Below are 24,049 nucleotides of genomic sequence, written 5' to 3'. Positions count from 1 at the left end.
ACGGCGGATGTGGGGACGTCCGGTGCCCGGGTCGGCGCGCCGGTCTCCCTTTCAGCGCAGGCTGGAGCGGCGGGTGGGGCGCAGGCGCAAGCTCTCGGTCTTCACCACCCCGGCAGGAACGTCCGTCGGTAGGGGCGATCGGGTGAACCAGACCAGGGCGTGCTCCTTCTCCCGGACTGGCAGCCGGGGAAAGTCGTTCACGGCGTACTCGGTCCTCAGCACGGCCACGGCCTCCTCAGGGTTGGGGGTGGGGTCGGGGAAGGGGAGGGCCCAGTACCAAATTGTCGCGTGCAGCACGGTCTCAGAGTCGTCGGTGCCGCGGTCGAAGACCGGCACCGCGACGAGTTCACGCAGCAGGAGCACGTCGTCCGAGTCGAGCATCATCGCGTTCGCCGCTGCTGCGTGCCGCGCCCACACCGGCCCCGAGTAGAAGGCCGCCAGGCTGGTCCGGCGCGATGGCATGTCGGCGAATCCGCGCAGCCATACGAACTGGTCGGGCCGGTCGAGGTCGCGGAACTGGCCCAGCACGGCCATTCCCGACTCCTCCTGGCTCTCCACGAACTCGCGGTCGAACAGGTCGATCAGCTCGTCGCGGCGTCCCGCACGCAGGGTGTAGCGGCGCAATTCGACGATCATGCGAGGATCCTTTGCAGAATGTCGGCGACGGTCGAGCGCGCGAGCGCCGCCCGGAAGGTGTCGGTCGCCTCGTCGTACAGGTCGGTGAGCACCGGCCGGATTCCGCGTCCGACCGGGCACTCCAGGTTCGGTTCGCCGTGGTGCAGGGCCAGCAGCGGCTCCGGTGAGACGGCCAGCCAGACGTCCAGCAACGTGATCTCCGTCGCCGACCGCGCGAGGGAGTAGCCGGCGCCGTTGCCGCGGCGTGCCCGCACCAGGCCGGCCCGCTGCAGGTCACTGAGGCTGCGTCGGACGATGACCGCGTTCGTGTTGACGCTGGCGGCCACCTCCTCGGAGGTGAGCACCTCACGACCGCGCCGCCTGGCCAGTTCCATCCAGGCCAGGGCATGAGCCGCGATCGTCACCCTGCTGTTGGCCGCCACCCCGGCAGTCTCGCCGACCTGGGTGGCAAAAGCAACCATCACTGTTACGTTCGGCGGCCGTCGCGCGTCAAGCCCGGGTGTCCGTGGCGTCGAGCACGCGGTAACGGGTTCGCGCCCCTTGACATCCGGAGAAGATCATCGGAGCCTGTGGGACTGAGACAACGTTGTCAGCGGGGGAGCGAGGCCATCCCATGTCCGATTTCGCGTTGAGCCGCAGGCGGCTCCTCGTCCTTGCCGGTGCCATCGGCAGCGGCCTCGCCATCGCCTCGCCCGCCGGCAGCGCCCAGGCCGCGCCGCTCGCGCCCACGTCGCCGGTCGCGGCCACCGACCCGGTCGCCGCCACCTACCACGCACTGCTGCTCGCCCACACGCGATGGTCGGAGCAGCAGTGGGATCCGGCGCTCAACGCCTACCGTCTCGCGGACTTCCGCTTCGCGGTCGTCCTCGGCAACGCGGTCCTGCTCACCGCGCCCGGATACGACGCGGCAGCCGCTGGCGTCGACCGGGACACCCTGCACAGCCGCACCGTCGCCACCATCCGACGGTACGCGGCCACCAACCGCCTCGCCGGCGGCACCGAGTGGGGCCAGCGACTCTTCTGGGACAGCACCTTCGAGCTCTACTTCATCCTGGCCGCCCGGCTGCTCTGGGCCGACCTGGACGAGGCGACCCGCACCAACGTCGACCGCATCGCCCGCGGACAGGCCGCGTACGCCTCCGGCCTGGGCACGGGTGACGACCCGCTCAGTGGCGACTGGACGCCGAACGGCCTGACCGGTGGCTGGATCGGTGACACCAAGCTCGAAGAGATGGGCGTCTACGCCCAGGCGATCGCGCCCGGCCTGGCCTGGGCGGCGGACGACGACCGCGCCGCCGGGTGGCGCGAGCGGTTCCTCACGTGGACGATCAACGCGACCGGACTTCCCCCCGCCGACCGCGCCAGCCACGCCGTCGTCGACGGGCGGACGGTCGCGCAGTGGAACACCGCCCACAACATCCACGACTCCTTCCTGGTCGAGAACCACGGCTCCTTCGGGCCGCACTACCAGGAAGAGCTCTGGCGTACGGCGGGTCGCACCGCAGCGCACTTCCTGACCGCCGGTCAACCACTCCCCGAGGCGCTCACCCGGCAACCCAACGGCGCTGAGCTGTGGCGGACCATGCGACTGATGGCCAGCGACGCCGGCGAACCGTTCATGCCGATGGTCGCGGACCGCTACCACCTGTACGGCCGCGACGTCCTGCCGCTGGCCTTCCTCGCGCAGGTTCAGGGTGACCGGCACGCGGCCCGGGCCGAGGCGGACCTGGCCGACCGGCTCATGCCTTACCTGAACTACCCGCCCGAGGACCGACTTACCAAGTTCAGCGGCGAACCGAAGTACGAGCCGGAGGCGCGGGCCGAGGTCGCGATCAGTTATCTCTTCCACGCCTGGCGGGCCGCCAACGGCGGTGTCGTCCAGCCGGTCGACAGCACCACGTTCTTCACCGCGGCCGCCGGCACGAGGGACTTCGGGGAGCAGGCCGGCCTGACCGCCCAGCAGACCGCGACCGCCTTCGCCGCGGCGGTCAGCAAGACCGGCTTCGTGTCGTTTCTGTGGGCCCCCGCCCACGACAACTGGCTGTTCGACACGCGGGCCGCGTCGCTGCTGCCGAGGCAGTCCGCGCCCGTCCTCGGCCGCACCTCCGCCGCGTACACGGTGGCGCGCGACGGTGTCGACGCCACCGCCACCGTCCTGCGGGTCGCCGGCGGCACCGCCGGATACGCCACGCTCCCCACCGGCACGGTCGTGTACGCCACCACCGGCATCGCGGAAGACGAGGGTGTCCTCACGCTGTTCAACCTGGACATGCCCGGCGTACCCGGGCTCACCGGCACCCGCACCTTCACCGGCGAGCAGGGGTCCGTCACCGTGGCCGGACAATCGGGCCTCGGCGACGGCGGGACCGACCAGGTCAGCCTCCCGCCCCGGTCAGCCCGGTGGGTGCGGATGCTCGGCCAGGCCCCCGCCACCCAGTACGGCTACTCGCTGTTCGCGCTCGCCGTGCTCGACGCCCGCGGCGCCGACCTCGCCACCGGCCGACCCACCACCGCCTCGTCGTCCGACCCGGCCTACCCCGCACGAAACGCCACCGACGGCAACACCGGAACCCGCTGGGCGGTGGCTCGCGAGGAGCGCGCCCGCCCGGACAGTTGGCTCGCCGTCGACCTCGGCGCGCCGACGGACATCAGCGGCGTACGCCTGGACTGGGAGGCCGCCTACGGCACCCGGTACGTGATCCAGACCTCGCTCGACGGCGTCACCTGGAGCGACGCGGCGGTGGTGCCGGACCGCCCGACCATCGCCGGCTCCTGGCTGGACGTCGACGGGCGTGCCGGCCTGGTGGTCCACAACGGCCAGAACCCGATCACGGTGACCGGCACCAACGTCACCCTCTCCAGCGGACCGGCCGCCGGCAGCACCCGGCTGATCGTCGAGGGGTACGCGGATGCGAACCACTCGGCCCTGGCCGCGGCGGCGTCCCGTGCACTGCCGAGCGGCGGGCCGGAGGCGTTGCGGGTCAGCGACGCGGACGGATACCTCAGCGTGTTCAACCTGTCCGACGAGGACATCACGACGGCCACCGTCACGCTCCCGCAGCCCACGACGCCGCGCCTGTACCGCGGGAGCCAGGTCACCGGATCCGGCACCACCGACTACCAGGTCGACCTCGCCGCCGCCACCGCACGCGTCGAGCCACCCCGGTTCACCGCGACCCCGGTAGCGCCCGCGAGGGCGGTCCCCGCCGGCACCCGGTTCGACGTCACCGACTCCCACCACCTCACGATCACCGCACCCGCCGGCGACATCGTGTCGGTACAGGTGGCGTGCGCCGCCAGCGGTGCCACCCGTCGGGTGACCGTACCCGCTGGTCGTAGCCGCGACGTCGAGTTCGCCGGTGCGCCGGTGACGCCGACCAGCGACCTCGCCCGGTCCCGGACGACCTACCCGACGTCGCCGCTGCCGGCCGGCATGACCGACCCGTCGGCGGCCGTCGACGGCGACCCGGGTACCTCCTGGGAGCCCGGTCCGACCGGCCGGATGGTGATCGACCTCGGAACGCGCCAGGACCTCGCCTCGCTCCACCTGACCTGGACCCCCGGTCGGCGCCGGCCGGTCACCGTGGCGGTCTCCGCCGACGGCCTCGACTACGTCGAGGTCGCCTCCGTCGCGCGTCCGCGCCCGGAATCCGACATCGCCGTCCGGACCTCCGGGCGCTACGTGGCGATCGCGGTCGCCGACTGGCGGCACGGCGACGCGCGGCTGACCCACGTGGAGGTCTTCCCGGCCTGATCCGTCACCTCCACTCCACGTCGGAGCCGTCCGTGTCGGAGCCGTCCACCGGGCATACACGGATCCGCGGTCCCAGCCGCGCACCTACGGGCCGCGGCCGGGGGACTCGTCACCACGGCGGTCTCGTGGCGGATCACGATGGCGCTACCCGCTCTCTCCCTGCTAGCGGTCCCCGCCTGCCTGTCGACGGCCCGTTCGGCTCCAGGGAACGGCAAGCGTGTCGACGTCGCCGGGGCCTCGCTGCTCGCCGTGGCCGCGGCCGCCCTGCTGGTGCTGATCCAAACGTTCCTCGTTGAAGGCGCAGACTGACGCCGCAGCGGCGGTCTTCGCCTAGGAGGCGCTCATGCCTGACGGCGAGAACCGTGAGCGCCCCGGTGCCAGCGAGGTCGCGGACGAAGACAGAGTCGCGTCGCGCTCGTCCGGACACCAGCTACTGACAGTTGGCCAACAGGCGGTAGCTGGCCGAGCGACGAGCTGGCGGCAACTGGCGGACTAATCCGGCGTAAGCAGTGTTGTCCGGCGGGTCCGCCTCGGCACCGCGCGGGGTCGGGGTTGATCACGCATCGCCCCCGACTCTCGCGCGTCGGGCAGCAGCTTCGAATGGCGAGGAGGCACTTCTGCATGCTTCGCCGCCTGCGGGAGCACGGCCGTGGCCGGCAGGCATTCCGCCTCGCGTACCAGACGGATCACCGACAGTCCGGTCGACTCGGCAAAGCCGCCATCTAAGTTGACTGCTACCGCCACCTTGGGACGGGATCTGGTTGGCGCAGACAGCCACCCACGACTGAAATCCCTCCAGAAATCCGCACCACTCAACCCCGCATCAACTCGCCTCGCTGGACGATGCAGGCCGGCACCACCGGTCGTTCGCAGTGGAATCGACTCATTGAGGGGCTCGCATGGCTCGGAACTTCATGAGGGTGGTAGTCGTCAACGAGTCCGACGCCACGTTGAGACTCAGGCACCACTGGACCTCGGGCGATTGGACGCCTGGGGGCTGGCAGCCGTCTCAGTTTCCCGCGACAGCGCCCGGAGCCGGCCTGCACTGGCAGGCTGAAGGAGAATCTGTCTCGGGTGTTGTTCCTTTGACCGGCGTAGAGGCGCGCGCCTGGTACGACGTGGTCGATCAGACCGGTACCGTCATAGGCGATTTCTACATCTTCGCCAACAGCCCGCTGATCGAATCCCAGTACGGCAATACCTTCCACGTCCGGGCGCCCAAAGGCTACTACGCCGCGTATGTGGACGCCCATGGCCAGAAAAAGGGCAACCGGGCGATCCTGGAGATCAGCTTCCGCAAGACCCACCGCGTAGCGGTCCCAGGGTTTCGCCCTTCGGTCAACGGCTTCCAGTTCAGCAACCGATGGAACGGCGACCTGCCCGTCGTCAGCCTCGGATCCCTCTGGAACAGCTTCCGCGACGCCATGGCGGACGTCGCCGACGCGCTGGGCATCGGCTCGATGCCGGACGACCTGGTGCCCATCACGCACGCGGATACCGGTTTGTGCGGTGGCATGGTCTACACGGTCATGGACTACTTCAACGCGCGGCAGTTGCCCCCGCCCGCCGCTACGGACGCGTCCGGCCTCTCGATCGCTCCCCAGTCCCCGAACGACCCGCTGTTCCGGCACATCCGCCAGCGCCTGCTGGACAGCTTCGACCTGACCGGCCGCGGCCATCGCTGGCTGTCCTACTCCTCGCCCCTCTACCCGGACGACGACGAGGGTGTCCTACAGAGTCTGGGCGCCATGAAGGGCAAGTCGTGGATCACCTACCGCGAGGAATGGCCCCGCATCCGCGAGTTGCTCGACCTGGGCCAGCTCGTTCCGATCGGGCTGGTGCAGACGTCCGAGCTCGACATCGGCGCCAACCACCAGGTTCTGGCCTACGCCTACCAACAGGATGGACAGGTCGTCCGGCTTTGGATCTATGATCCGAACGTCCCACGGCAGCAGCCGGCACCAGCGCTGGCCGACGACCTGTACCTCGAGTTCGACATCACCAACACGGCCGACGGCATCACGGTGACGCGGCACAACTGCCGGGCCGACGACTACAAGAAGCGCATCTACGCGATCCTGCACATGGACAACTACGTTCCCCGCACGCCACCGTCCGGGCAGGCGTTCCCGTCCCCCGATCTTCCCAAGATCGTAAATCTCGTCACATCGGCCGCAGAGTCCACGACCACTGATGGCACGGTAACCAGCGAACGGACCAACCACTGTGGCGACGTACTCCAGTTCGGAACCTGGACCACCAAGACGACAGCGACTGTCGTCGTTCAGCTGTCCGGATTCCTCAACCCCACGGTGGCCTGGAAGATCGACGGCAAACCGCTGGTCGCGGGCACGACGTCCGTCGGGATCGTCCGAGACGTCCATAGCTTCGACGTCGGCTGCCAGGTCGACGCGGGCGGACGATCGCTTACCCTCTCGTCGCAGCCGGGTGACACCTATCATCTCCAGGTCGCCGTCGATGTGACGGACGTTCTGGGCAACACAGGTCATGCCGAGACCGTGTTCCAGGTGGAAGGCAGCTACTCGGGCATGCGGCTCGAGGACATCCGGGCTGAGGCACGGTGTATCGCCAGCACCATTCCGGCTCCGATCGATCTCGATGTCTTCACCGTACCCAAGCCAAGGCCGGAAGAGGATCCCGGTTGGGACGCCCAGGAGTGGAGGCACGGCGTGCTCGACCGGCTGCGCGTCGATCAGAGCCTCGACAGCAATAGCCACGAAGCGATCAGAAGCTACGTCGAGCTTCAGGTGAACACACCGGAGTTCAGGTCTCGCGCGCTCGACCTGGCCAGAAACAGACGATCACGGCCGGTTACCTAGGGCCTGTCCTGTCGATCGTGGAAGCCAGATGATGGCGGCGATGAGGACGAGACTTGCCTGGTAGAGGGATGCTCGTTTGGCGTAGCGAGTGGCCAGGTCGCGCCACTGTTTGAGCCGGTTGAAGCAGCGTTTTACGACGTTGCGCTTGCGGTAGACCTGCTTGTCGAAGGCGGGTGATCGTCCGCCGGCGCTGCCCTCGGCGGCCCGGCGGGCGACCTGGTCGGAGCCTTCCGGAATGACGTGCCGGATGCCGCGTTGGCTCAGCCGTTTAACAGCGGTCGGTCGACCTGCTTCCGCCAAGCGCAAACCACGTCCTCATGCCGCGATGCGCGCTCATCTCGTTATGTGCTTGCGATGACTATCCCGCAGCGACGCCGTCGGCGCGGCCGCCTCGCTCGACCTCGTCGCGTATCGGCATGGGCTGTCCTGCCCGGGCACGACCGATCAGGTGCGCATCATGTCGCAGGGCGCGTTCACCGGCGAAGGCGTAGCGGTGGCGGAGTGCGACCGGGCCGCGGCCGTCGGCGCTCGCTCGTGCCGAGATGAGTGCTCTTACCCACCAACGATCATGCTGACGGGTGCCGTTTGGGTTCGTCCAGCCTCCGGTCGATCTGTTCGATAGCGATGAGGTCTTCCGGGGCGAGCCTGTCGATGAAGTGGTGTCGTACCGACTCGACGTGGGCCGGTGCCGCGTTGTCGAGTGTCTCCAGCCCGTGCGCGGTGAGTACGAGGAGGCAGCCCCTGCCGTCGGCCGGATCGGGTTCGCGCCGCAGGAGACCACGCGCTTCCATCCGGGTGGCGTGCCGGGACAGCCGACTGCGCGACCAGCCCATCTTGTCGGCCTGTTCCCCGAGGGTGCTGATGTGGTCGGACTGCTCAGACAGTGTGCTGAGTACTTCGTAGTCGGGTTCGGAGAGGCCGATCGCGGCCAGGTCGCGCGCCGTGCCGCTCCGAACGGCGACCATCACACGCAGAAAAGCCCGCCACGCCCTTTCCTCATCGGGGGTCAACCAACGCGCGTTGTCGGCGGCTGGCCGTCTTGTTGACATGTAATCAACCTAGCATCTAGGTTTCGTTTCCATGTTAACGAAGTCGATCCGTGTCCTGGTGCTCATGTGCAGCACCCGCCCCGGCGCCCTCGGTCCCGCAGTGGGACAGTGGCTGATCGAGACGATCGCCCCTCATGCCGCGGAACTCGGCGTCGAGCTCGTGCCGGTGCCTCTCGGCGATCTGAACCTGCCGTTCCTCGACGAGGAGGAGCACCCGTCGTCGGGCATCTACCAGCACGAGCACACCCGTCGGTGGAGCGCGATCGTCGACACGGCGGACGGGTTCGTCGCGGTCACGCCGGAGTACAACTACGGGATGCCGGCGACCCTGAAGAACGCGCTGGACTACCTCAGCCGCGAGTGGGCCTGGAAGCCGATCGGCTTCGTCAGCTACGGCAACACCTCGGCGGGCACCCGGTCGGTTCAGCACACCAAGCAGGTGGTCACCACGCTGCGCCTGGTTCCGTTGGGCGCCACGGTCGCGATCCGCATCGGTGACGCGACGGAGAACGGTCGGCTACGGCCCGACGCGGCCCGCGACAACGCGGGTGTCGGCCTGCTGGACGAGTTGGTCCGGGTCGCCCACGCCCTACGCCCGATGCGCGAACGCGCACGAGCCGGGGCCATGTCCGGACCGTTGCCAGGGTCCTACGCGAGACCGCTGACGCCCGACGACGCGCCCGAGGTCACTGTGCTGCAACGGTGTTGCTGGGTGGACGAGGCCGTCGCCAACGACACCATGGCGATACCGGCCCTGCACGAGTCGCTGGAGGAGGTGCGTGACTGGCTGGCGACCTGGCACACCACGGGCATCTGGCTGGACGGCCGACTGCTGGGCATGGTGCGGGCCCGCCGCGTCGATACCGACTGGCATGTGGGTCGGCTCGCCGTCGTCCCAGACCTACGAGGCCAGGGGCTGGGCCGGTGGCTGCTACGCACAGCCGAAGCCGCCGCCCAACCGGATTGCCCCCGCATCCTGCTGTTCACCGGCGCCAAGAGCCTGCGGAACATCGGCCTCTATGAGAGCGAAGGCTACCGGTTGACACCACTCGCCGGCCGTGACGGAACCACCTGCCTCATCAAGGATCTATCCATTAGGCGGCGCTGACGCTGCCAGTCCGTTGAACCGCGGTAGTCCGGTGCGCGCTCATGCCGCTCTGGACGGACCGGCGTTCATCGCTGAGTCCGACCTGCGAGTCTTCCTCCGCTGATGCACCGACCAGGCCTTGATCCGCTCGCCAGGGCCCGGATGGACGTCGAGCGGTACGCGCGCTGGCTTCAGGACGTACGCCGCTACCAGCCCTCGACGGTCTCGGCGGCGCCTGTCGATCGTGATCGGGTCCTATCGGGTCTGCGTCATCGACGCCGCCCTGGAGCCTTCGCCGGCCGACTACGTCCGTCGGCCCACGGTGCCGTCCGAGTCGCCGACCCTCGGGCTGGAGCACCTGCAGTTCGAAGCCCTGATCACCACCGTCCGGCTGTCGGCCAACCCGAACGATTCCGCCCTGGTCGCGCTCCTGGGTCGGCTCGGGCTGCGGACCTTCGAAGCCTCCGGGTCGACCATCGCCGACCTGGGTGAGGAGCATGGGTACCGGGTCCTACGCGTGCGCGGCAAGGGAGGCAAGGTAGTGCTCGTTCCGCTGCCCCCCGTGGTGGCCCGAGCCATCGACCGTGCCGTCGACGAGCGCACCAGTGGACCGATCCTGCGCAATACCCTCGGTGTTCGGATGGACCGGCATACCGCCACCCGCCGGCTCAAGCACCTCGCCCACGCGGCGGGGATCCGAATGCCAAGGATGCACCCACATCTGTTGCGGCACACGTTCGTGATCACCACGCTCGACGCCGGCGTCAGCCCGCGTGATGTGCAGATCGCGGCCCGCCATGCCGATCCGCGAACCACCACGCGCTACGACCGCGTCCGTAAGAACCTTGACCGGCGCCCCAACTGCATCCTCGCTGGCTACATGGCCTCTGGAACGTGATCAGCCGCTCACGGATCTTCCGACGAGCGGGTGGCAGACGGCGGTTGCGAGGAACGACGATTTCACCGCGTGTTGTGGACTGCGCTGGCGATCTCCTGTAGCAACAGCGCCGCCTCCTCGTCGCGGTCGCACAGAAGCACCACCTTGAGCGGAACAGCCTTGCCGTCCGGCTGGCCGAGCGGGCTTGCCCAATGATGAACGGCCCGGGAGAGGACCCGAAACAGCGTGTGCTGATCCTCGGCATCACTCGACAGCAACCGGGGCGCGTTCTCGATAACGATCAGATAGCCGTCTGCAGGCAACCAGTTCAGATCACGGAGACAGTCGGACAATGCGTTCCAGTTCCAGCCGAAGTAGCCGGGGAAGAGCAGCGCGTCGGAGAACTCGGAGAAGACGTGGTCTGCATCGGCCATCCTCGTTCCGTCAAGCCGGGCAACGACGAACCTGCCCGTTGTCGGTAGCACCGCCGCCACCTCCACGAGGGCACCGCGCGAGCAGACCATGAGCTGATCCGTGGAGGTGTTCCACCAGTTGTTTGTCATTCTGCCCCGTCACAGTCGACGTAAGTCCACGACCTCAGCGGCCTCGCGCACGCCGTGTCTCCGATGCTCTTCAGTGTGCCCGGGAGGCAGCACAGCACGAGGGCAGGCGTCGACCGATGACCGGATGTGCCGCACTGAAGGCGTGGGCACACCGATCCAGGAACCCGCGCCTACCGAGACCGGCGTCTCACCGAAGGCAAAACCAAACGCGAGATCATCCGCTGCCTAAAACGCTACGTCGCCCGAGAGATCTACAGACTGCTCCAACCCACACCAGCATGACCCCTTGACGAACATAGGGGCATCCAAGCGATCTACGTCGAGGACCTGTGCGTTGCCGGTCTCGGCCGGACCAGGCTCGCCAAATCGGTGCACGACGCCGGGTGGGCCAGCTTCACCGCGATGCTGGAGTACAAGGCGGCACGTAACGGCCGCACGTTCGCCCGGGTGCACAGATTCTTCCCATCCACCCGGATGTGCTCCAATTGCGGGCGCATCAACGAGAAAATGACGCTCAACGTCCGAGCGTGGGACTGCCGGTGCGGAGCAGCCCACGACCGGGACGTGAACGCCGCCATCAACGTGTTGGCCCGCCGGGCAGGCGGACAACGAAAACGACCGTGGAGCGCACGTAAGACCGGGACTCGTCCCGGCACCGCGCAGAGAAGCGGTAACCCACCCGGACGCCGCGTGTTCCACGCGCAGCGTGGAGGGAATCTCCGCCCTTTAGGGCGGAGAGGATGTCAACGCGACGCGACCAACGCCGCAGCGTTCCCGCAACCCTGGCGGCCGCGGTGGGACAGGGCAAGCCGTACGCTGCGACCGAGTTCGGCTGCTGCACATTCCGCGGCGCGGCCGACGTCGCGGGCGCGGCTGAACCGGTGACCTACGACGAGCGCGGCCGCGCCGCGAAGCTGACCGCACAGCTGGAGCGTGATGAGGAGGGCCAGGCCCGCTACCTCGTGGACCTGCTGCACGATTACGAGAACGGTGGGGTGGAGGCAGCGTTCGTATACACGTTCGCGAACCGGCATCTACCGACCACCGGCGACCCGGAGCACGACTACGATCTGGCCGCGCGCGGGATCGTGCGGGTACTGCCGGACGGCTCGTGGACGCCGAAGGCCGCGTTCCACGCCCTGGCCGAATACGGGCGCGCACCCAGACCTTTGCGAAGTAGTCGCGCAACCTCGCCCCGTCCCCACCGCCCAGCGCGACCGTAAGCAGGCCCAGGCGGGCGGTCATTCCTGGCGATTATCCCGCCAACGGAGGCCGCCGGCCTGTCGGACAGACACCGCACGAACTCGGCGGGGGACTGTTGATGCCTGCCGTCGGTGCTCGGGGCCGCCCTCAAGGCCAAGCATCGGGTGTGTCAGAGCCGTCTTGTGGTGAACAGGGTGGTCCCGTGGACCGGGTCCACCTCCTTCCTCTCGGTCTCGGTGAACCCGACCTTGGCCAACACACGGCGAGAAGCGGTGTTCCAGTCCCAGACCGTGGCCCACAGACGTTCGTACCCGGACGATCTCGCCCAGTCCAGAACCGCCAACGCGGCCTCGGTTGCGTAGCCCTGGCACCAGACTCGGCGTAGCAGCTCGAACGCCAGTTCCGGTTCCCCGTCCGATCCTCGCCCGCTGTCGACTAGCCCGCAGTAGCCGATGACGTCGTGAGCGGCCTTCCGCTCGACCGCCAGCAACCCGGTCGACCACAGCTGGTTGGTGCGGATCGAATCCTCGAGCTCCGCGAGCGTGGGGTGTCCGTCCGCGTCGATTCGGCGGTGCGACGGCACTCGTGGATCACGTTCGGCCCAGAGCTCACGCTGGACGACAGCCTCGGCTACCCGCCAAGGTCTGAGCAGCAGGCGCTCCGTGTCGAGTACAACCTCACGGTCCGGAGTTGCTTCAGCTGCCATGACCGCAATCCTTTCACTGGCGAACGCACGGTCATGCCGCCGACTGGGCGTCACGTTGAGTAACAGGCGCACCGTTTCCACGAGTGCGCCCGTGACGACGACATGCATGACGGGATCAGAGCGCAGACATCCCATGTGTGTTGGCCGTCAAGTAGTGGGGTGTCCTGACAGCGGTCGAAGTTCCCTCGGGACGGCCATTAGCAGAACTACTGAACGTGACGGCGTGGTTTATCGTCCGGCGTTGACGAAGGCAACGATCTCATCGAGGCCTGGTCGGTAGCCATCGCTGGTGTCCACTTCGAGCTCGGGCACGTCGAGTCGGACGCGGTCAAAGCTGTCGTGCTGGCCCGCGTGCACGTGCTGGTCGATGAGATACGCGTCGGGATGTGCGCGCCGCGTTGGGTGCTCGTTCCGCCGCTGGTGGATACGGTCCCATGCCGTCTCGGCCGTGATCTGGCAATGGACGACCCGGATGTCGGCGAGTCCGCCGAAGGGTTGCAGGTGTGGACGCCAGAGCCGGTCCTGGAAGGCTGCCTCGGCCACCGTGGTGACGCCCGCCACCAGAAGTAGTCCCAGGACCTGAAAGAACGTCGGCAGTGTCCGCATGGTCAGCTCGTCGATCGGCGCGGCGATGAAGTCGCCCGCCGACGCATGAACCATGCCTTCCTTGATCTCGTCCCGGCAAATCGCCGGGCAGCCGATCTCCCGGGCGAGCCGATGGGCGAGTGTGGTCTTGCCGGCGCCGGGCGGACCGCTGACGACGACAAGATTCGGTCTTCTCCGCACCACGTCGTTATAGCCGCGTGCCCGGCGGGAAGGCTCATCGCACACCGGATATTCACGCTCGTAGTCGCGCGGTCGGGTCGCTCCCGGGCAGCGGCCACTGGAGAATTTCGGTCGGCCGCTAACAGACGTATCCGAGGCGCTTGGTGAGGGTGGGCCAGGCGGTCTCTTCGTCGTAGCTGGTCTTCGTCCTCAGGCAGCTGCCGAGCACGCCGACGAGTCGGTTGCCGAGCTGGCGCAGCGCGGCGCGGTGGCCGACCCCGCGGGCGCGGACTTGGTCGTAGTAGCCGCGGGCGCCGGGTGAGGCACGTATGGCCGTGAGCGCCGCCGGGGGGAGTGGAATCAGGACGACATCTCCGCGCCGTGCCTCGTACGTGCCGGTTACCGTCCGTGCGGTGACAACCTGGCCGGCCTTGACCGTCGGCTCCACGCTGACGCCGCTCTGGGTGAACTGTTCGGTGGCTCCCATCTCGGTCGCGTCACCGTAGCCGCAGCGGTCATCACGGGAAGGAGCATCATCAGCCTGTGCACCCGCCGGATGCTGGCAGAAGCGGCCGTGCCATGTGGTCCGCCGGGCGCGGCGCCACCCGGTACTGCTGTCCCAAGATCACATGCGCTGTCATGCCGCTGTCCTCCCGTGCCCGGTGAGTAAGGCGTCACGCTCGGCGGTTGATTACTTAGGGCAGGTAGCGCTCCTGAACCGGGGGTGTGAGTACGTACTCCGGGGGCGGCCGCGGACGCCGCTCCCACCTTCCCCGCAGTACTTCGGTGGGCTGAGCCGTGCGGATCAGTCGAGCCAGCAGATGACTGCGTCGCCCTCCTTGGCGGCTGCGGCGAAGAAGCTTCGGACGTCGGGCAGGTAGTGGGCCACCCAAGCCAGCTCGCCCGGTCTTTCCCAGGTCCCGGGGTAGACCTCGGCCCGGTTCAACTCCTGCGGGTCGACGCCGCGGATGAGGTCGTCTTCGGTGAGCGTGGCCAGTTGCGACGCCGCGGTGGCTACCTGGGCCGGTGTCAGGTAGGAGGGTGGCCCGTAGCCCCAGTCGTCTTCGAGGTTCTCCAGGAAGTCGAACATCTCGTCGCTGTCGGGTTCGACGTCCGGCAGCTCCACGAAGCTCTCCGCTCCCAGCACCAGCGGAATCTCGAAGCCGAGGCGGTCGAGTAGAAAATCGAGGCCGTTCCATGCCTTGTCGGTGGCGGTCCAGCGTTCGGAGTTGTCGTCGCGCGCCGTCATGGCGATCTCGTAGGCCCAGCCGAGGTCGGTCTTGGCGCGTTCCAGTTCGTCCGGGGAAACGCGCAGCCAGTTGCCGTTCATGCTCACGGCGTCAGCCTAGATAACGACTACGACAGTCCCCGCGACCGCGGGCGACCTGGCGGCGACCTGTTCTGCTGCCGACTGAGTGGTGCACCGCAGCATTCACCTCCGCAGACGACAACTGGGACCGTGATCAAGGCTGGCCAGCTCCGATTCGAGCGTGGCCCCGCCGCCGTCCCCACACGTTGCCGGGCCGCCTTCGGTGAACGTCCGCCCCGCCGATCAGCGGACGCCTGTTCCGCGCCTGATGGGTGATGGGCGCCTGATGCCATGGGGTGGCAGCCGGTAGCGGCAACCCGCGCCCTACGGCGAGGTGGAGCCTCTCGTCGCGCCGAACAGCAGTCACAGAAGATCTGACGGGATGACCGGCGGCCTCTGTGACGGCTCCTCGGCTGTCAGCGCCACGTGGTTGGATGCAGGCCGTTGATCAGGAGGGGAGAGATCATGACGCCCACGACCCCACCGCGTCCGTTGGATGTGGTCTCGTTGTTTCCGGAACTGGCAGGGATGTCCAGGACCGCCACCCGACTTCATCCCCGCCCGGGAGAGCCGACCGTGCATGACAGCTCGGTGGGTGGGCCGTTGCTGTGGCCGGTAGGCGAGGCCTGGCCGACCTGCAGCGACGAGCACGAGCCGTACGAGTTGACGACGTTGGAGGACGTCCGCACGCGTCGACGCATCCTCGCCACGGCGTGGCGGCGGCCCAGACCGCCGGGAACGAATCTGCTCACCGCCGATGAGAAGGAGGTCGTGGACCGCATCGATGCCGGTTACGACCCGGCGCTGCTGCCAAGGCAGCCGCTGCCGCTCATCCCGCTGGCGCAGCTCTACGCCCGGGACGTCCCTGATCTGCCCTGTCCCGATGGCGCCGACATGCTTCAGGTGCTGTGGTGCCCGTTCGACGAGATCATGGATGCGCGGTCGGCGGTGCACCTACGGTGGCGGCGGTCCACAAGCGTGCGGGACCTGCTGATGGACCCGCCCGAGCCGACCTTCGTCGGTCAGGGCTGTTACGTGCCGGAACCTTGCGTTCTGTACCCAGAGCAGGTCATCGAGTACCCGGCTTTTCACGAGCTCGATGACGAGCTGGCGGAACGCATCATTTCCCGCGAGAGAAAGCTCCTGCAGTCACCGGACGAGAAACAACCGGGTTACCGAGGTGACCTGTCCATCGCTCCCGGTTGGAAGATCGGTGGCTGGTCCGCCTCCTTCACCTTCCGGAGCCCGGCGGGCCCTGATGAGCTCCGGTGCTGCGGCGCTCCGCTGGAACCTCTTCTCACCATCCCCAGCGACGAATGGGACGGCGACAGCCGCAGCTGGCGTCCCCTCACGGAGGAGGAGTCGGTCGACCGCAGCCCGACACAGGTGGAAATTGGTCGTGGCTACACCCTCCAGGTCTACCGGTGCACCGCCTCGCAGGATCACCCACCGGTCACAATCATGCAGTAACTCGATTTGAGGTAGCGGGGCTGGGGTGACGTCGTGTCTGCCGGGCTCAGGCGACGTGGCTGTCGTACGTCGCGCGGTTGGCGAGCACGTCGTCCATGTGCGTCTCGGCCCAGTCCTTCAAGCCGCGCAGCATCTGGTGCAGGGAGAGGCCGAGGTCGGTCAGCTCGTAGGTGACCGTGACGGGCACGGTCGGCACCACGGTGCGGGTGATCAGACCGTCGCGTTCCAGGGAGCGCAGCGTCTGAGTCAGCATCTTCTGGCTGACGCCGGCCAGCAGGCGCGACAGCTCCGAGTACCGCATCGGCCGGGGTTCACCGGCGCAGTCGGCGCCGAACTGATGCGAGCCGTCGGTGCGTAACGCGGCCACAACCAACGTGACCCACTTGTCCGAGATTCGGTCGAGCAGCTTGCGACTGGGGCACTGGGCCAGGAAAGCGTCGTACTCCAGCTTGGCCTGTGCCCGCTTCTGCTGCGCTGTCGTCGTTGCCATCGAACCGCTCCTTCCACCGCTGGGGAAGTTACGCACCTTCAGGTGCCTACTTCCCGCGAGGAAGTTACACCCTGATAGTGGAGCAGGCATCCGCGATGCATCAGAACCGCTCAGCGCGACACAGAAAGCCAGAGGTATGAGCATGGCCTCCACTTCCCTGCCCGGCGGAACCTGGACGCTGGGAGACCTGACCGTCACCCGGTTCGGCTATGGCGCCATGCAGCTCGCCGGCCCCTGGGTCATGGGACCGCCGGCCGACCACGACGGCGCACTCGCCGTCCTCCGCGAGGCCGTCGCACTCGGCATCACCCACATCGACACCGCCGACGCCTACGGGCCGCATGTCACCAACCAGCTGATCCGGGAGGCACTGCACCCGTACCCCGAGTCGCTGCACATCGTGACCAAGGTCGGCGCGAACCGCGACCAGCAGGGCGGCTGGCCCCCGGCCCGTGACCCGGAAAGCCTGCGCCGCGCTGTGCACGAGAACCTCGACAACCTCGGTCTCCACGCGCTCGACCTGGTCAACCTCCGGCTCGGCAATGCCGAGGGACCCCAGCCCGGTTCAGTCGCCGAGGCGCTCGAGACACTCGTCGAGCTCCAGCAGCAGGGTCTGATCCGGCACCTCGGACTGAGCAACGCGACGCCGGAACAGGTCGCCGAGGCGCAGACGATCGCGCCGATCGTGTGCGTGCAGAACATGTACAACCTCGCGCACCGGCAGGACGACGAGCTGATCGACGCGCTCGCTGACCAAGGCATCGCCTACGTGCCGTTCTTCCCGCTCGGCGGCTTCAGCCCGCTGCAGTCCTCGGCGCTGTCGACCGTAGCCGCCCGGCTGGAGGCGACACCGATGTCTGTCGCCCTGGCCTGGCTGCTGCAGCGCTCACCGAACATCCTGCTGATCCCCGGCACCTCGTCCACGGCACACCTGCGCGAGAACATCGCGGGCGCGGGACTTTCCCTCTCCGACGACGACCGAGCCGAGCTGGACAAGATCGGCCGTTAGCGGAACGTCCGCCGGCTTGGGTTTGCCACGTTCGACCGAGTCACCGGAGATCAGTTACACCCGATGTCCCGGCCCCCTTCGGATGATGACGGCACAGGGTACTCGCCGCCCGAGGACCAGATCATGCTCCTAGTTGAAGCCGACGGGCCAGATGGCAGCTCGCCTCTACCGGAGCCTGGCCGGGCCACGGTCGCCGGTGAATGAAACAAGTAGCCGAGATGAGTCCGATCAGTGTGTCGGGGTTTCCCAGGCCGGCTGCTGGGGCTCGTCGTTGTGCACGATGATGTCGACATGATCGGTAGGGCGGACCGTAGCGAAGTAGAGCTGCTGGGAGGGGATGTAACGCCGGCGCCACCGCCGTTCGACTTCGGCCCGAGATGACACCTGGCGCTCTCGGATCACGGCACGATTCACGGTCGTCTCGAGCGCGGTCGATACGAAGATGCGCAGGTCCCACCGATCAATCAGTTCGGGGCGCATGAGGAAGACGCCGTCGAAGATCAGCACGGCGTCGGCTGGGGCGGTCGTGACCGGCGGGGACAGCACAGTATCCGCGGTGTGGTCGTAGACCGCGGGTTGGAAGCGTCGATCTCCGCCCGGGCCGAGCGGATCGAGCAGAACCCGGTTCAGCGCGTCGTAATCGTGGGCGTCGAAGTAGCAGCCTTCGGCCGAGTACTCGCCGCGCGGATAACGCTGTGCCCGGGGAAAAAGGAAGTCGTCGATCGTCGCGCGGATGACGTCGCGGCCCTGTGTGCGTAGGACGACGGCCAGTTCGTCGGCGAGCGTGGTCTTGCCTGCCGCGGGCGGTCCGTCGATGGCAACCCGCGTTGGATGTGCGACTGCGACGGACCCGACTGCCTCAGCCAAATGGCCGAGCACCTCGTCGCGGGTGCCTTGGTCCATGTCCTGCCTGTTCTAGTCTCGCGAAGGTCGCCGTGTCGATTTCGCGGCTTTGCGCGCGTCGGCTGCCGCGAGTCCGGCGCGCATCGACTCCCGTGCCGCCAGCTCCCACGGCCCGGAGGCGGCCAACGGGATCTCGGTCATGAATCGGCGCTCGGCTTCCGGGATCAGCGCGACCACGAGGTCGGGATTCGTGGCCGCGGTCGCGTAGAGGTTCGGGCCGTCGGCGTAGAACAGGTCGACGACGACGAGTCGCCCATCCGTGGCGTGCATGACGTTGGCCGGATTGTGGTCCAGCGGTCCGCACCACGGGAGCTCCCGCCGAGCCTGTTCGTGGACACGGCGCACGATATCAACGAGATCGGCAACTTCGGGGGCCTTCTCGGCGACCGCCCGGTGGAATGCGACGGCTTCGTCCTCGGGGACGGGTTGAAGCCATTCCAGAACCTGAACATCGCCGCCGCCGGTCAGACGGCGGTGCGCGAACAGTGCTGGGACCTGGCGGGTGTGCGCGGCCTTCCGGTACAGCGCAGCGGAGTATGGGCCGGTTGGGTCGAACGGGCTGATGCGCGCGGCCGCCGTGCCGTCCGGCGAGCGCAGCGCGATCGCCCAGTCGCCGGCGCCGCACGCGGTCCATCCCGCCGCGACAAACGCCTGTTCCACGTCTCGATGATTGGCCTCTCGGCCCAGCCGGCTGAGCGTCTCCCCGTGTGGGCCCATTTCCTCCGACCTCATGGCGTAGAGCGTAGGCAATCTGTTGGGCGTGTCTTCGGGATGTGAGGGGTCGTTCTGTCTGAACGTGAGGAGGGGTGAGCGGCCGCCGCGGATCGTCTCGGACGAGCTCTGGGGCGAGATCGCACCGCTGTTTCCACCCCGACCACCGCGTCGGACGATGTTCCCGGGCCGTAAGCCTCTCGATGACCGCAAGGTGTTGTGCGGGGTCCTGTTCGTGCTCTACACCGCGATCTCGTGGGAGTACCTGCCCCAGGAGCTTGGGTTCGGTTCAGGCATGACGTGCTGGCGCAGGTTGCGGGACTGGAACGACGCGGGCGTGTGGCAACGACTGCACGAAGTACTGCTCGGCAAGCTGAGAGCGGCCGACCAGCTCGACGTGTCCCGGGCGGTGATCGACGGTTCCCACATCCGGGCCCTCAGAGGCGGCCCAAAACCGGTCCGAGCCCGGTCGACCGCCGCAAGCCAGGCTCGAAACACCACGTCATCACGCGGGCGGCATTCCCCTCGCCGCGAGCCTGACCGCAGGCAACCGCCACGACGTCACCCAACTACTGCCCCTGGTCTACAAGATCCCGCGGATCAAGGGCATCCGAGGCAGGCCCCGGCAACGGTCCGACCGGATCTACGCAGATCGCGGCTACGACTTCGACACCTACCGCCACGAGCTACGAACGCGCGGCATCACACCCGTCATCGCCCGACGCGGCGTCCCACACGGTTCTGGGCTTGCCAGTTCACCGTGCATGACCCGTGCTCAGCGAGCACGGTGTGCCGTGAGCCGCCGATGCGATCCGGGCGGCCCGGCCGCGAGACCGGACCGCCCGGAGCCGCCGGAACGGCGCCGAGGAGTGTCAGCAGGTTTGAATGAAGCGTGACCGGACGCCCGCGTCCAACGTCACCTCATCACCCGTAGCTACGGTGACCCAGTCGGTGTAGCCGTAGTTGGCGCCACCGGTCTCGTTCGAGTAGTAGACGAGGTCCGAGTCGACCGAGTCGATGAAGTCGTGCGGGTGGTTTACGTGAAACTCCACGCGGTAGGTGCCTGAACGAACGTAGGCAGTGAAGGTGCCGTCGGGGTTGACGGTGGTCAGCCCGCCGGAGCCGGACTGGCCGGGGGCCGGCAGCACGCTGATGCGGTCGATCCCCTCGGGGCCGACCGGGGCGCCCACCTCGCACGCGTCCCATACCCGGTTGTTGTTGCCGTCCACCCAGACGGTGCCGTGGACGATGGCCCCCTGCTCGACCGTGAGGGTGTGCCGGGCAGTGTTGTTCTCGGTGGTAGTTTCCAGCGCCGTCGTCGCCGCGGTCGCCTCCACTGTCACGACGTCGCCGACGGTGGTGGCGGTGAGGAGTCCGCCGTAGTACAGCTCCTCACTCGTCTGGCCCGGCTGCAGCGGGCCGTGGATGCAGCGCCAGCCAGTCCGGCCGTCGGCCACGCCGTCGCCGAACGCGCAGTCCCACCCCTCACTCGACGTCTCCGAGCCCTGTAACCCGGTGGGCACCGGGATGGTGACGGTCACCTCACCCGAGGGAGAGTTCCCGGTGTTCCGGACCGACGAGGAAAGATTCACATACTCGTTCGGGAGTAGTTGCTGGTTGGTCGCAGCGGGCACGATCTCCAGATCCACTGTGCTGGGCACGTAACGCACGTGTGCCTGGCCGGTGTTGTTGGTGATCGACGATTCCGTGCCGGCCGACGCCGTGGCGGTGACGGTCAGCGTGTCGCCGGCGGTCCCGGCCGGGATTCCAAACGGGATGCTCAGCAGGTCGGCGATTTCCCCGACAGCCAGCGGAGCGTGGGTGCAGGTTGCGGCGCCCTCCAGGTCGCAGTGCCAGCTCGGCGGAACCACGAACCCGTCAGTGGAGAACCAGGCTCCGGCTGGAAGCGTGAACGCCACGGTCACGTCCTGGCTCGTCTTCGTGCCGGAGTTGCGCACGTCGAGGCTCAGGACCGACCAACCACCGCTGGCGGGCACCTCGACGGGAGCGACGGAGGCGGCGACCACCAGGTCTGCCCGGGAGGGAGCGGCGCCGGCCGGGGCGGTGGGTAGCAGGCCGGCACCGAGCCCGGCAAGCGCGCCGACCACGAGACTGCTGGGGAGGAGGCGCCGCCGGATGGGGCGGAGATGAACAGACATCAGGTCCTAACGTCGAAGGGATCGACCGGGCCAGCGGCCCGGTCCTCGGGATGGTCAACATCCCTGCGTGAGAGCGCCACAATCATGGCCACCGTTACATCGGTGCCGCCCCCAATTGGTTGACGCAGGACGACCGCACGCTCGGTGCGTAGCCGTGTCAGGATGCGGATGGCGGGCATACGCCTAGACCGCGTTGAGTCCGTGGCCGGAGTAGAAGGCCATTGCTGACGTAGTGACGTCGGTTCGCCGTTCCGTCGGCGTCGACGGTTAAGTCAGCTGGCCGCTCGGTCGCCGACCAGCAACAGTGACTTGCCTACCGTCGTGCGTGCGGCCAGCGCGCGGTGGGTGTCAGCGGGCCGCTGCAGCGGGTAGGTGGCTCCGAACGCCGGCCGCAATCGTCCTTCCGCGGCCCGTTGCAGTGCCAGGCCTAGCAGTTCGCGCACGGTCTCCCGGCCCGGCCCGACGGACCGTCGAGCAGCGGAGTGAATACCTGTATGCCTCGGCGCGCGGCCGACTCAGGGTCCGGGGCGGCGAAACCGTCGGCGGTGCCCTAGGTGACGTACCGTCCGCCGTCGGCCATCGCGTCGAAGGCCGCCGTGTGAGTGGGCCACCTGCCCCGTCGTATACCAGAGTGGCCCCCGCCACCGGTCGCCTCACGCACCCGGTCGATCCAATCCGACCGCGTGTAGTCGACGGCAACCTCTGCGCCCAGTTCGCGAGCCAGTGCCAGTTTGGCGTCGCTGGGTGCGACGGCCAGCACTCGGGCGCCGGCCTCAACGGCCATGTATCAACAGCGATCCGGCGCCGCCGGCCGCCGCCAAGACCTGCACCCTTTCTCCCTTCTCCCACGCGCCCAATCGGTCCAAGCTAAGCGTGGTCACGCCGTCGTGCACCAGCGCCGCCGCCGCCTCGATGGCCAGCCCGTCCGGGCACCGGCATGGTCTCCGCGACGTCCGCGACGACCTGTTCGGCGTAACCGCCGTCGGTCCGGGCGACCACAGCCCGGCCAATCCATGCCGGGTCGACTCCTTCGCCAATCTGCACCGCAGAGCCCGCTCCGCCGCCACCTGGCACCTGCGGCAACGTCCGCGGGAAGAAGTCTTAACCCCAGCCGCTGCCTAGCAAGGTGTCGAGGAAAATGACGTCCGCGGCGGCCATGCCGACGACAACCCGGCCGGAGCCGGGTGCCGGGTCGGGCAGCTCCGCAGGGGACAGCACCTCCGGACCGCCGAACGAGGGAATCTGAATTGCCCGCATGCTTGGCACCCTCCGCGTGAGACAGCGTCCGCACTACGGTGCAAGTTGAAGCATGGTTGAAGCCAATGGGTGTGATCATCAGGTGCGCGCATCTGCCGCGATCCGCGCGCCGCGGAGCGTGACCACCCAGCAGCCCTCGGAGTGTCCGGACATGCCGAGATTGGTGCGCGTCACCGCCGAAGTGCGTCTGCCGATTGCGGCGACGGTTTGGCGGTGGTCAACCCTGGACTCGGCAGGCCGCAGCTATTCGGCCGAACAGTCCAAGATCCGCCCGCCGCTGGGCCGATAGGAGGACAGCCCGGTTACGGTTAGCGAGGTCGGTATGGCGGACGCCCCTGTAACGGTGTGTTGCCCAGTGCCAGCGCACATATTGGGTTCGACCCGGGCTTCTATACTCATCCGATGATCGAAGGACGGTCGGTCGTCCCGACGCCGACGGTACCCGGTATCGACTGGCTAGACGATGTGGCGCAGGACCCGACCCGGGCACTGCGTTCCTTTCTGACCGCGTGGTACGCCGACGTGCCGGTGCGACCGGCCACACCCTGGCACGCGGCCATGAAACTTCCGGCCCCGCTGCTGGCCTTCCACGACATCGCCGCCGGCCGCGAGGAGATCCTCGGCCAGCAGGACTTCATCGAGCCGCTCGACGAGATCGATTACGCGGAAGACGAGCCGCTGGTGGTCTTCGCGGCCGAAAATCAGGGCGTCTGGGTGGCGTTGATCGACCCTACCGACGACGATCCCGTCGTTTGGTACGACGGCGGCCCGGAGCGGCTACGCGAGCGGGAACGCCTCAGCGGCTTCCTGCTCCAGTTCGCCCTCAACGAAGCGGCGAGCACGTCACCGTTCACCGGCTTCGCCGCGGTCACCACGGAGGTCCTGGACCGGTTCGTCAAAGATCTGGTTCCCGTCCCGCTGCAACCGATGCGTGTACCTGGCGACCCGACGCGCCATTGGGTGGCTCCCGGACTGGTCGCCATGGCCGCGGACCACGGCGAGCGTGGTATCTGGCTGAGCGTCGGCAGCCGGCAAAGTTCAGCGCTGCGGCCCCTACGCTCTCGCCTCGAATGGGAACAGTTCAACGGCTAGCCAACAAGGTCCTTCCGGTCTGAGCGCAGCTCACCCGGGAGGATTGGCGCGTATCGCTGGTCGGCGGTTTACCCAGGACCGAGTGCACGCATCTGCCGCTGATCGTGCGTGCTCACCTCGCCGTCGGTAGCTACCGCGGGTTGATCAACTGCATCAGGCATCATGAGCG

General features: G+C 68.0%; 22 protein-coding genes and 4 pseudogenes. 12 read left to right on the top strand and 14 right to left on the bottom strand.

Annotated elements, in window-relative coordinates:
- Nucleotides 1-51: 51 nt before the first annotated feature.
- Nucleotides 52-636 carry an NIPSNAP family protein gene (locus tag AB0F98_RS15820; RefSeq protein WP_357735028.1) on the bottom strand — a complete coding sequence of 195 codons (585 nt, stop codon included), beginning with the start codon at nucleotides 634-636 and terminating at the stop codon, nucleotides 52-54.
- A complete protein-coding gene (locus tag AB0F98_RS15815) occupies nucleotides 633-1,097 on the bottom strand; it encodes an Rrf2 family transcriptional regulator (RefSeq protein ID WP_357735025.1) in 465 nt (154 codons plus the stop codon). Before AB0F98_RS15815 ends, AB0F98_RS15820 begins: the two co-directional genes overlap by 4 nt.
- A 152-nt stretch (nucleotides 1,098-1,249) precedes the next feature.
- Here AB0F98_RS15815 and AB0F98_RS15810 point away from each other — a divergent pair, with 152 nt between their 5' ends.
- The 3 genes from AB0F98_RS15810 to AB0F98_RS15800 all read left to right on the top strand — a co-directional run bounded on the left by AB0F98_RS15810 (nucleotide 1,250) and on the right by AB0F98_RS15800 (nucleotide 7,230).
- Nucleotides 1,250-4,390: a discoidin domain-containing protein gene (locus AB0F98_RS15810; protein ID WP_357735022.1), complete on the top strand. Its 3,141-nt coding sequence runs from the start codon at nucleotides 1,250-1,252 to the stop codon at nucleotides 4,388-4,390.
- Between the two features lie 138 nt (nucleotides 4,391-4,528).
- Nucleotides 4,529-4,699 (top strand): hypothetical protein, encoded by a 171-nt coding sequence (locus AB0F98_RS15805; RefSeq protein ID WP_357735019.1) that lies wholly within the window; start codon nucleotides 4,529-4,531, stop codon nucleotides 4,697-4,699.
- 590 nt (nucleotides 4,700-5,289) lie between these two features.
- Complete coding sequence (locus AB0F98_RS15800; RefSeq protein WP_357735016.1) at nucleotides 5,290-7,230, top strand: hypothetical protein; 1,941 nt, start codon at nucleotides 5,290-5,292, stop codon at nucleotides 7,228-7,230.
- Here AB0F98_RS15800 and AB0F98_RS15795 read toward each other — a convergent pair.
- Both AB0F98_RS15795 and AB0F98_RS15790 read right to left on the bottom strand, forming a co-directional pair.
- Nucleotides 7,213-7,488: pseudogene (locus tag AB0F98_RS15795) on the bottom strand (transposase); the annotation flags it as partial. The gene AB0F98_RS15800 and the pseudogene AB0F98_RS15795 overlap by 18 nt on opposite strands.
- A 308-nt stretch (nucleotides 7,489-7,796) precedes the next feature.
- On the bottom strand, nucleotides 7,797-8,279 hold the full coding sequence (locus AB0F98_RS15790) for a MarR family winged helix-turn-helix transcriptional regulator (RefSeq protein WP_357735013.1): 483 nt from the start codon (nucleotides 8,277-8,279) through the stop codon (nucleotides 7,797-7,799).
- A 31-nt stretch (nucleotides 8,280-8,310) separates the two neighbouring features.
- On the opposite strand from AB0F98_RS15790, the gene AB0F98_RS15785 reads away from it, so the two are divergent.
- Together AB0F98_RS15785 and AB0F98_RS15780 are read left to right on the top strand one after the other, a co-directional pair.
- Nucleotides 8,311-9,387 carry a bifunctional NAD(P)H-dependent oxidoreductase/GNAT family N-acetyltransferase gene (locus AB0F98_RS15785; protein ID WP_357735009.1) on the top strand — a complete coding sequence of 359 codons (1,077 nt, stop codon included), beginning with the start codon at nucleotides 8,311-8,313 and terminating at the stop codon, nucleotides 9,385-9,387.
- 223 nt (nucleotides 9,388-9,610) lie between these two features.
- On the top strand, nucleotides 9,611-10,264 hold the full coding sequence (locus AB0F98_RS15780) for a tyrosine-type recombinase/integrase (RefSeq protein ID WP_357735006.1): 654 nt from the start codon (nucleotides 9,611-9,613) through the stop codon (nucleotides 10,262-10,264).
- 62 nt (nucleotides 10,265-10,326) lie between these two features.
- On the opposite strand, the gene AB0F98_RS15775 is transcribed toward AB0F98_RS15780, so the two are convergent.
- Nucleotides 10,327-10,806, bottom strand: coding sequence for a barstar family protein (locus tag AB0F98_RS15775; protein WP_357735002.1), 480 nt, complete (start codon nucleotides 10,804-10,806; stop codon nucleotides 10,327-10,329).
- Nucleotides 10,807-10,959: 153 nt separating this feature from the next.
- Between AB0F98_RS15775 and AB0F98_RS15770 the strand changes: the two are divergent.
- The 3 genes and pseudogenes from AB0F98_RS15770 to AB0F98_RS15760 all read left to right on the top strand — a co-directional run.
- Nucleotides 10,960-11,088 (top strand): annotated as a pseudogene (locus AB0F98_RS15770) (IS110 family transposase); the annotation flags it as partial.
- A gap of 120 nt (nucleotides 11,089-11,208) precedes the next feature.
- Nucleotides 11,209-11,691 carry a transposase gene (locus tag AB0F98_RS15765; protein ID WP_357734999.1) on the top strand — a complete coding sequence of 161 codons (483 nt, stop codon included), beginning with the start codon at nucleotides 11,209-11,211 and terminating at the stop codon, nucleotides 11,689-11,691.
- Nucleotides 11,601-12,029: a hypothetical protein gene (locus AB0F98_RS15760; RefSeq protein ID WP_357735716.1), complete on the top strand. Its 429-nt coding sequence runs from the start codon at nucleotides 11,601-11,603 to the stop codon at nucleotides 12,027-12,029. Before AB0F98_RS15765 ends, AB0F98_RS15760 begins: the two co-directional genes overlap by 91 nt.
- 149 nt (nucleotides 12,030-12,178) lie before the next feature.
- Here AB0F98_RS15760 and AB0F98_RS15755 read toward each other — a convergent pair whose 3' ends face one another.
- From AB0F98_RS15755 to AB0F98_RS15740, 4 genes are all read right to left on the bottom strand, one after another.
- Nucleotides 12,179-12,823, bottom strand: coding sequence for a GNAT family N-acetyltransferase (locus AB0F98_RS15755; RefSeq protein ID WP_357734996.1), 645 nt, complete (start codon nucleotides 12,821-12,823; stop codon nucleotides 12,179-12,181).
- Between the two features lie 120 nt (nucleotides 12,824-12,943).
- A complete protein-coding gene (locus AB0F98_RS15750; RefSeq protein WP_357734993.1) occupies nucleotides 12,944-13,501 on the bottom strand; it encodes an AAA family ATPase in 558 nt (185 codons plus the stop codon).
- A 118-nt stretch (nucleotides 13,502-13,619) separates the two neighbouring features.
- Nucleotides 13,620-13,967: a hypothetical protein gene (locus AB0F98_RS15745; protein ID WP_357734991.1), complete on the bottom strand. Its 348-nt coding sequence runs from the start codon at nucleotides 13,965-13,967 to the stop codon at nucleotides 13,620-13,622.
- Nucleotides 13,968-14,285: 318 nt separating this feature from the next.
- Nucleotides 14,286-14,810 carry a YfbM family protein gene (locus AB0F98_RS15740; protein ID WP_357735692.1) on the bottom strand — a complete coding sequence of 175 codons (525 nt, stop codon included), beginning with the start codon at nucleotides 14,808-14,810 and terminating at the stop codon, nucleotides 14,286-14,288.
- A 471-nt stretch (nucleotides 14,811-15,281) separates the two neighbouring features.
- On the opposite strand from AB0F98_RS15740, the gene AB0F98_RS15735 reads away from it, so the two are divergent.
- Complete coding sequence (locus AB0F98_RS15735; protein ID WP_357734988.1) at nucleotides 15,282-16,259, top strand: hypothetical protein; 978 nt, start codon at nucleotides 15,282-15,284, stop codon at nucleotides 16,257-16,259.
- 46 nt (nucleotides 16,260-16,305) lie between these two features.
- Here AB0F98_RS15735 and AB0F98_RS15730 read toward each other — a convergent pair whose 3' ends face one another.
- Entirely contained in the window at nucleotides 16,306-16,749 is a 444-nt protein-coding gene (locus AB0F98_RS15730; protein ID WP_357734985.1) for a helix-turn-helix domain-containing protein, read from the bottom strand.
- A gap of 142 nt (nucleotides 16,750-16,891) precedes the next feature.
- On the opposite strand from AB0F98_RS15730, the gene AB0F98_RS15725 reads away from it, so the two are divergent.
- On the top strand, nucleotides 16,892-17,758 hold the full coding sequence (locus tag AB0F98_RS15725; RefSeq protein WP_357734982.1) for an aldo/keto reductase family oxidoreductase: 867 nt from the start codon (nucleotides 16,892-16,894) through the stop codon (nucleotides 17,756-17,758).
- Between the two features lie 228 nt (nucleotides 17,759-17,986).
- Here the strand turns inward: AB0F98_RS15725 and AB0F98_RS15720 are convergent, their stop codons facing one another.
- Nucleotides 17,987-18,661: a uridylate kinase gene (locus tag AB0F98_RS15720; RefSeq protein ID WP_357734979.1), complete on the bottom strand. Its 675-nt coding sequence runs from the start codon at nucleotides 18,659-18,661 to the stop codon at nucleotides 17,987-17,989.
- Nucleotides 18,662-18,673: 12 nt separating this feature from the next.
- On the bottom strand, nucleotides 18,674-19,321 hold the full coding sequence (locus AB0F98_RS15715; protein ID WP_357734976.1) for a hypothetical protein: 648 nt from the start codon (nucleotides 19,319-19,321) through the stop codon (nucleotides 18,674-18,676).
- Between the two features lie 163 nt (nucleotides 19,322-19,484).
- On the opposite strand from AB0F98_RS15715, the pseudogene AB0F98_RS15710 reads away from it, so the two are divergent.
- Nucleotides 19,485-20,121: pseudogene (locus tag AB0F98_RS15710) on the top strand (IS5 family transposase); the annotation flags it as partial.
- A gap of 123 nt (nucleotides 20,122-20,244) precedes the next feature.
- Here the strand turns inward: AB0F98_RS15710 and AB0F98_RS15705 are convergent.
- A complete protein-coding gene (locus AB0F98_RS15705) occupies nucleotides 20,245-21,531 on the bottom strand; it encodes a hypothetical protein (RefSeq protein ID WP_357734973.1) in 1,287 nt (428 codons plus the stop codon).
- 272 nt (nucleotides 21,532-21,803) lie between these two features.
- Nucleotides 21,804-22,788: pseudogene (locus tag AB0F98_RS15700) on the bottom strand (zinc-binding dehydrogenase).
- Nucleotides 22,789-23,133: 345 nt separating this feature from the next.
- On the opposite strand from AB0F98_RS15700, the gene AB0F98_RS15695 reads away from it, so the two are divergent.
- Nucleotides 23,134-23,880, top strand: coding sequence for a hypothetical protein (locus AB0F98_RS15695; RefSeq protein ID WP_357734970.1), 747 nt, complete (start codon nucleotides 23,134-23,136; stop codon nucleotides 23,878-23,880).
- Nucleotides 23,881-24,049 lie beyond the last annotated feature (169 nt).

This window comes from Micromonospora sp. NPDC023737, from assembly GCF_040639715.1.
Lineage (GTDB): Bacteria > Actinomycetota > Actinomycetes > Mycobacteriales > Micromonosporaceae > Micromonospora.
Note: the sequence above shows the minus strand (reverse complement) of the source record. Positions and strands in the feature narration are given on the sequence as shown.

What these genes read in the sequence shown, in the direction of transcription:
- AB0F98_RS15820 (WP_357735028.1), bottom strand. Translation starts at nt 636, where the DNA reads ATGATCGTCGAATTGCGCCGCTACACCCTGCGTGCGGGACGCCGCGAC.
- AB0F98_RS15815 (WP_357735025.1), bottom strand. Translation starts at nt 1,097, where the DNA reads ATGGTTGCTTTTGCCACCCAGGTCGGCGAGACTGCCGGGGTGGCGGCC.
- AB0F98_RS15810 (WP_357735022.1), top strand. Translation starts at nt 1,250, where the DNA reads ATGTCCGATTTCGCGTTGAGCCGCAGGCGGCTCCTCGTCCTTGCCGGT.
- AB0F98_RS15805 (WP_357735019.1), top strand. Translation starts at nt 4,529, where the DNA reads ATGGCGCTACCCGCTCTCTCCCTGCTAGCGGTCCCCGCCTGCCTGTCG.
- AB0F98_RS15800 (WP_357735016.1), top strand. Translation starts at nt 5,290, where the DNA reads ATGGCTCGGAACTTCATGAGGGTGGTAGTCGTCAACGAGTCCGACGCC.
- AB0F98_RS15790 (WP_357735013.1), bottom strand. Translation starts at nt 8,279, where the DNA reads ATGTCAACAAGACGGCCAGCCGCCGACAACGCGCGTTGGTTGACCCCC.
- AB0F98_RS15785 (WP_357735009.1), top strand. Translation starts at nt 8,311, where the DNA reads ATGTTAACGAAGTCGATCCGTGTCCTGGTGCTCATGTGCAGCACCCGC.
- AB0F98_RS15775 (WP_357735002.1), bottom strand. Translation starts at nt 10,806, where the DNA reads ATGACAAACAACTGGTGGAACACCTCCACGGATCAGCTCATGGTCTGC.
- AB0F98_RS15765 (WP_357734999.1), top strand. Translation starts at nt 11,209, where the DNA reads ATGCTGGAGTACAAGGCGGCACGTAACGGCCGCACGTTCGCCCGGGTG.
- AB0F98_RS15755 (WP_357734996.1), bottom strand. Translation starts at nt 12,823, where the DNA reads ATGCATGTCGTCGTCACGGGCGCACTCGTGGAAACGGTGCGCCTGTTA.
- AB0F98_RS15745 (WP_357734991.1), bottom strand. Translation starts at nt 13,967, where the DNA reads ATGGGAGCCACCGAACAGTTCACCCAGAGCGGCGTCAGCGTGGAGCCG.
- AB0F98_RS15740 (WP_357735692.1), bottom strand. Translation starts at nt 14,810, where the DNA reads ATGAACGGCAACTGGCTGCGCGTTTCCCCGGACGAACTGGAACGCGCC.
- AB0F98_RS15730 (WP_357734985.1), bottom strand. Translation starts at nt 16,749, where the DNA reads ATGGCAACGACGACAGCGCAGCAGAAGCGGGCACAGGCCAAGCTGGAG.
- AB0F98_RS15725 (WP_357734982.1), top strand. Translation starts at nt 16,892, where the DNA reads ATGGCCTCCACTTCCCTGCCCGGCGGAACCTGGACGCTGGGAGACCTG.
- AB0F98_RS15720 (WP_357734979.1), bottom strand. Translation starts at nt 18,661, where the DNA reads ATGGACCAAGGCACCCGCGACGAGGTGCTCGGCCATTTGGCTGAGGCA.
- AB0F98_RS15705 (WP_357734973.1), bottom strand. Translation starts at nt 21,531, where the DNA reads ATGTCTGTTCATCTCCGCCCCATCCGGCGGCGCCTCCTCCCCAGCAGT.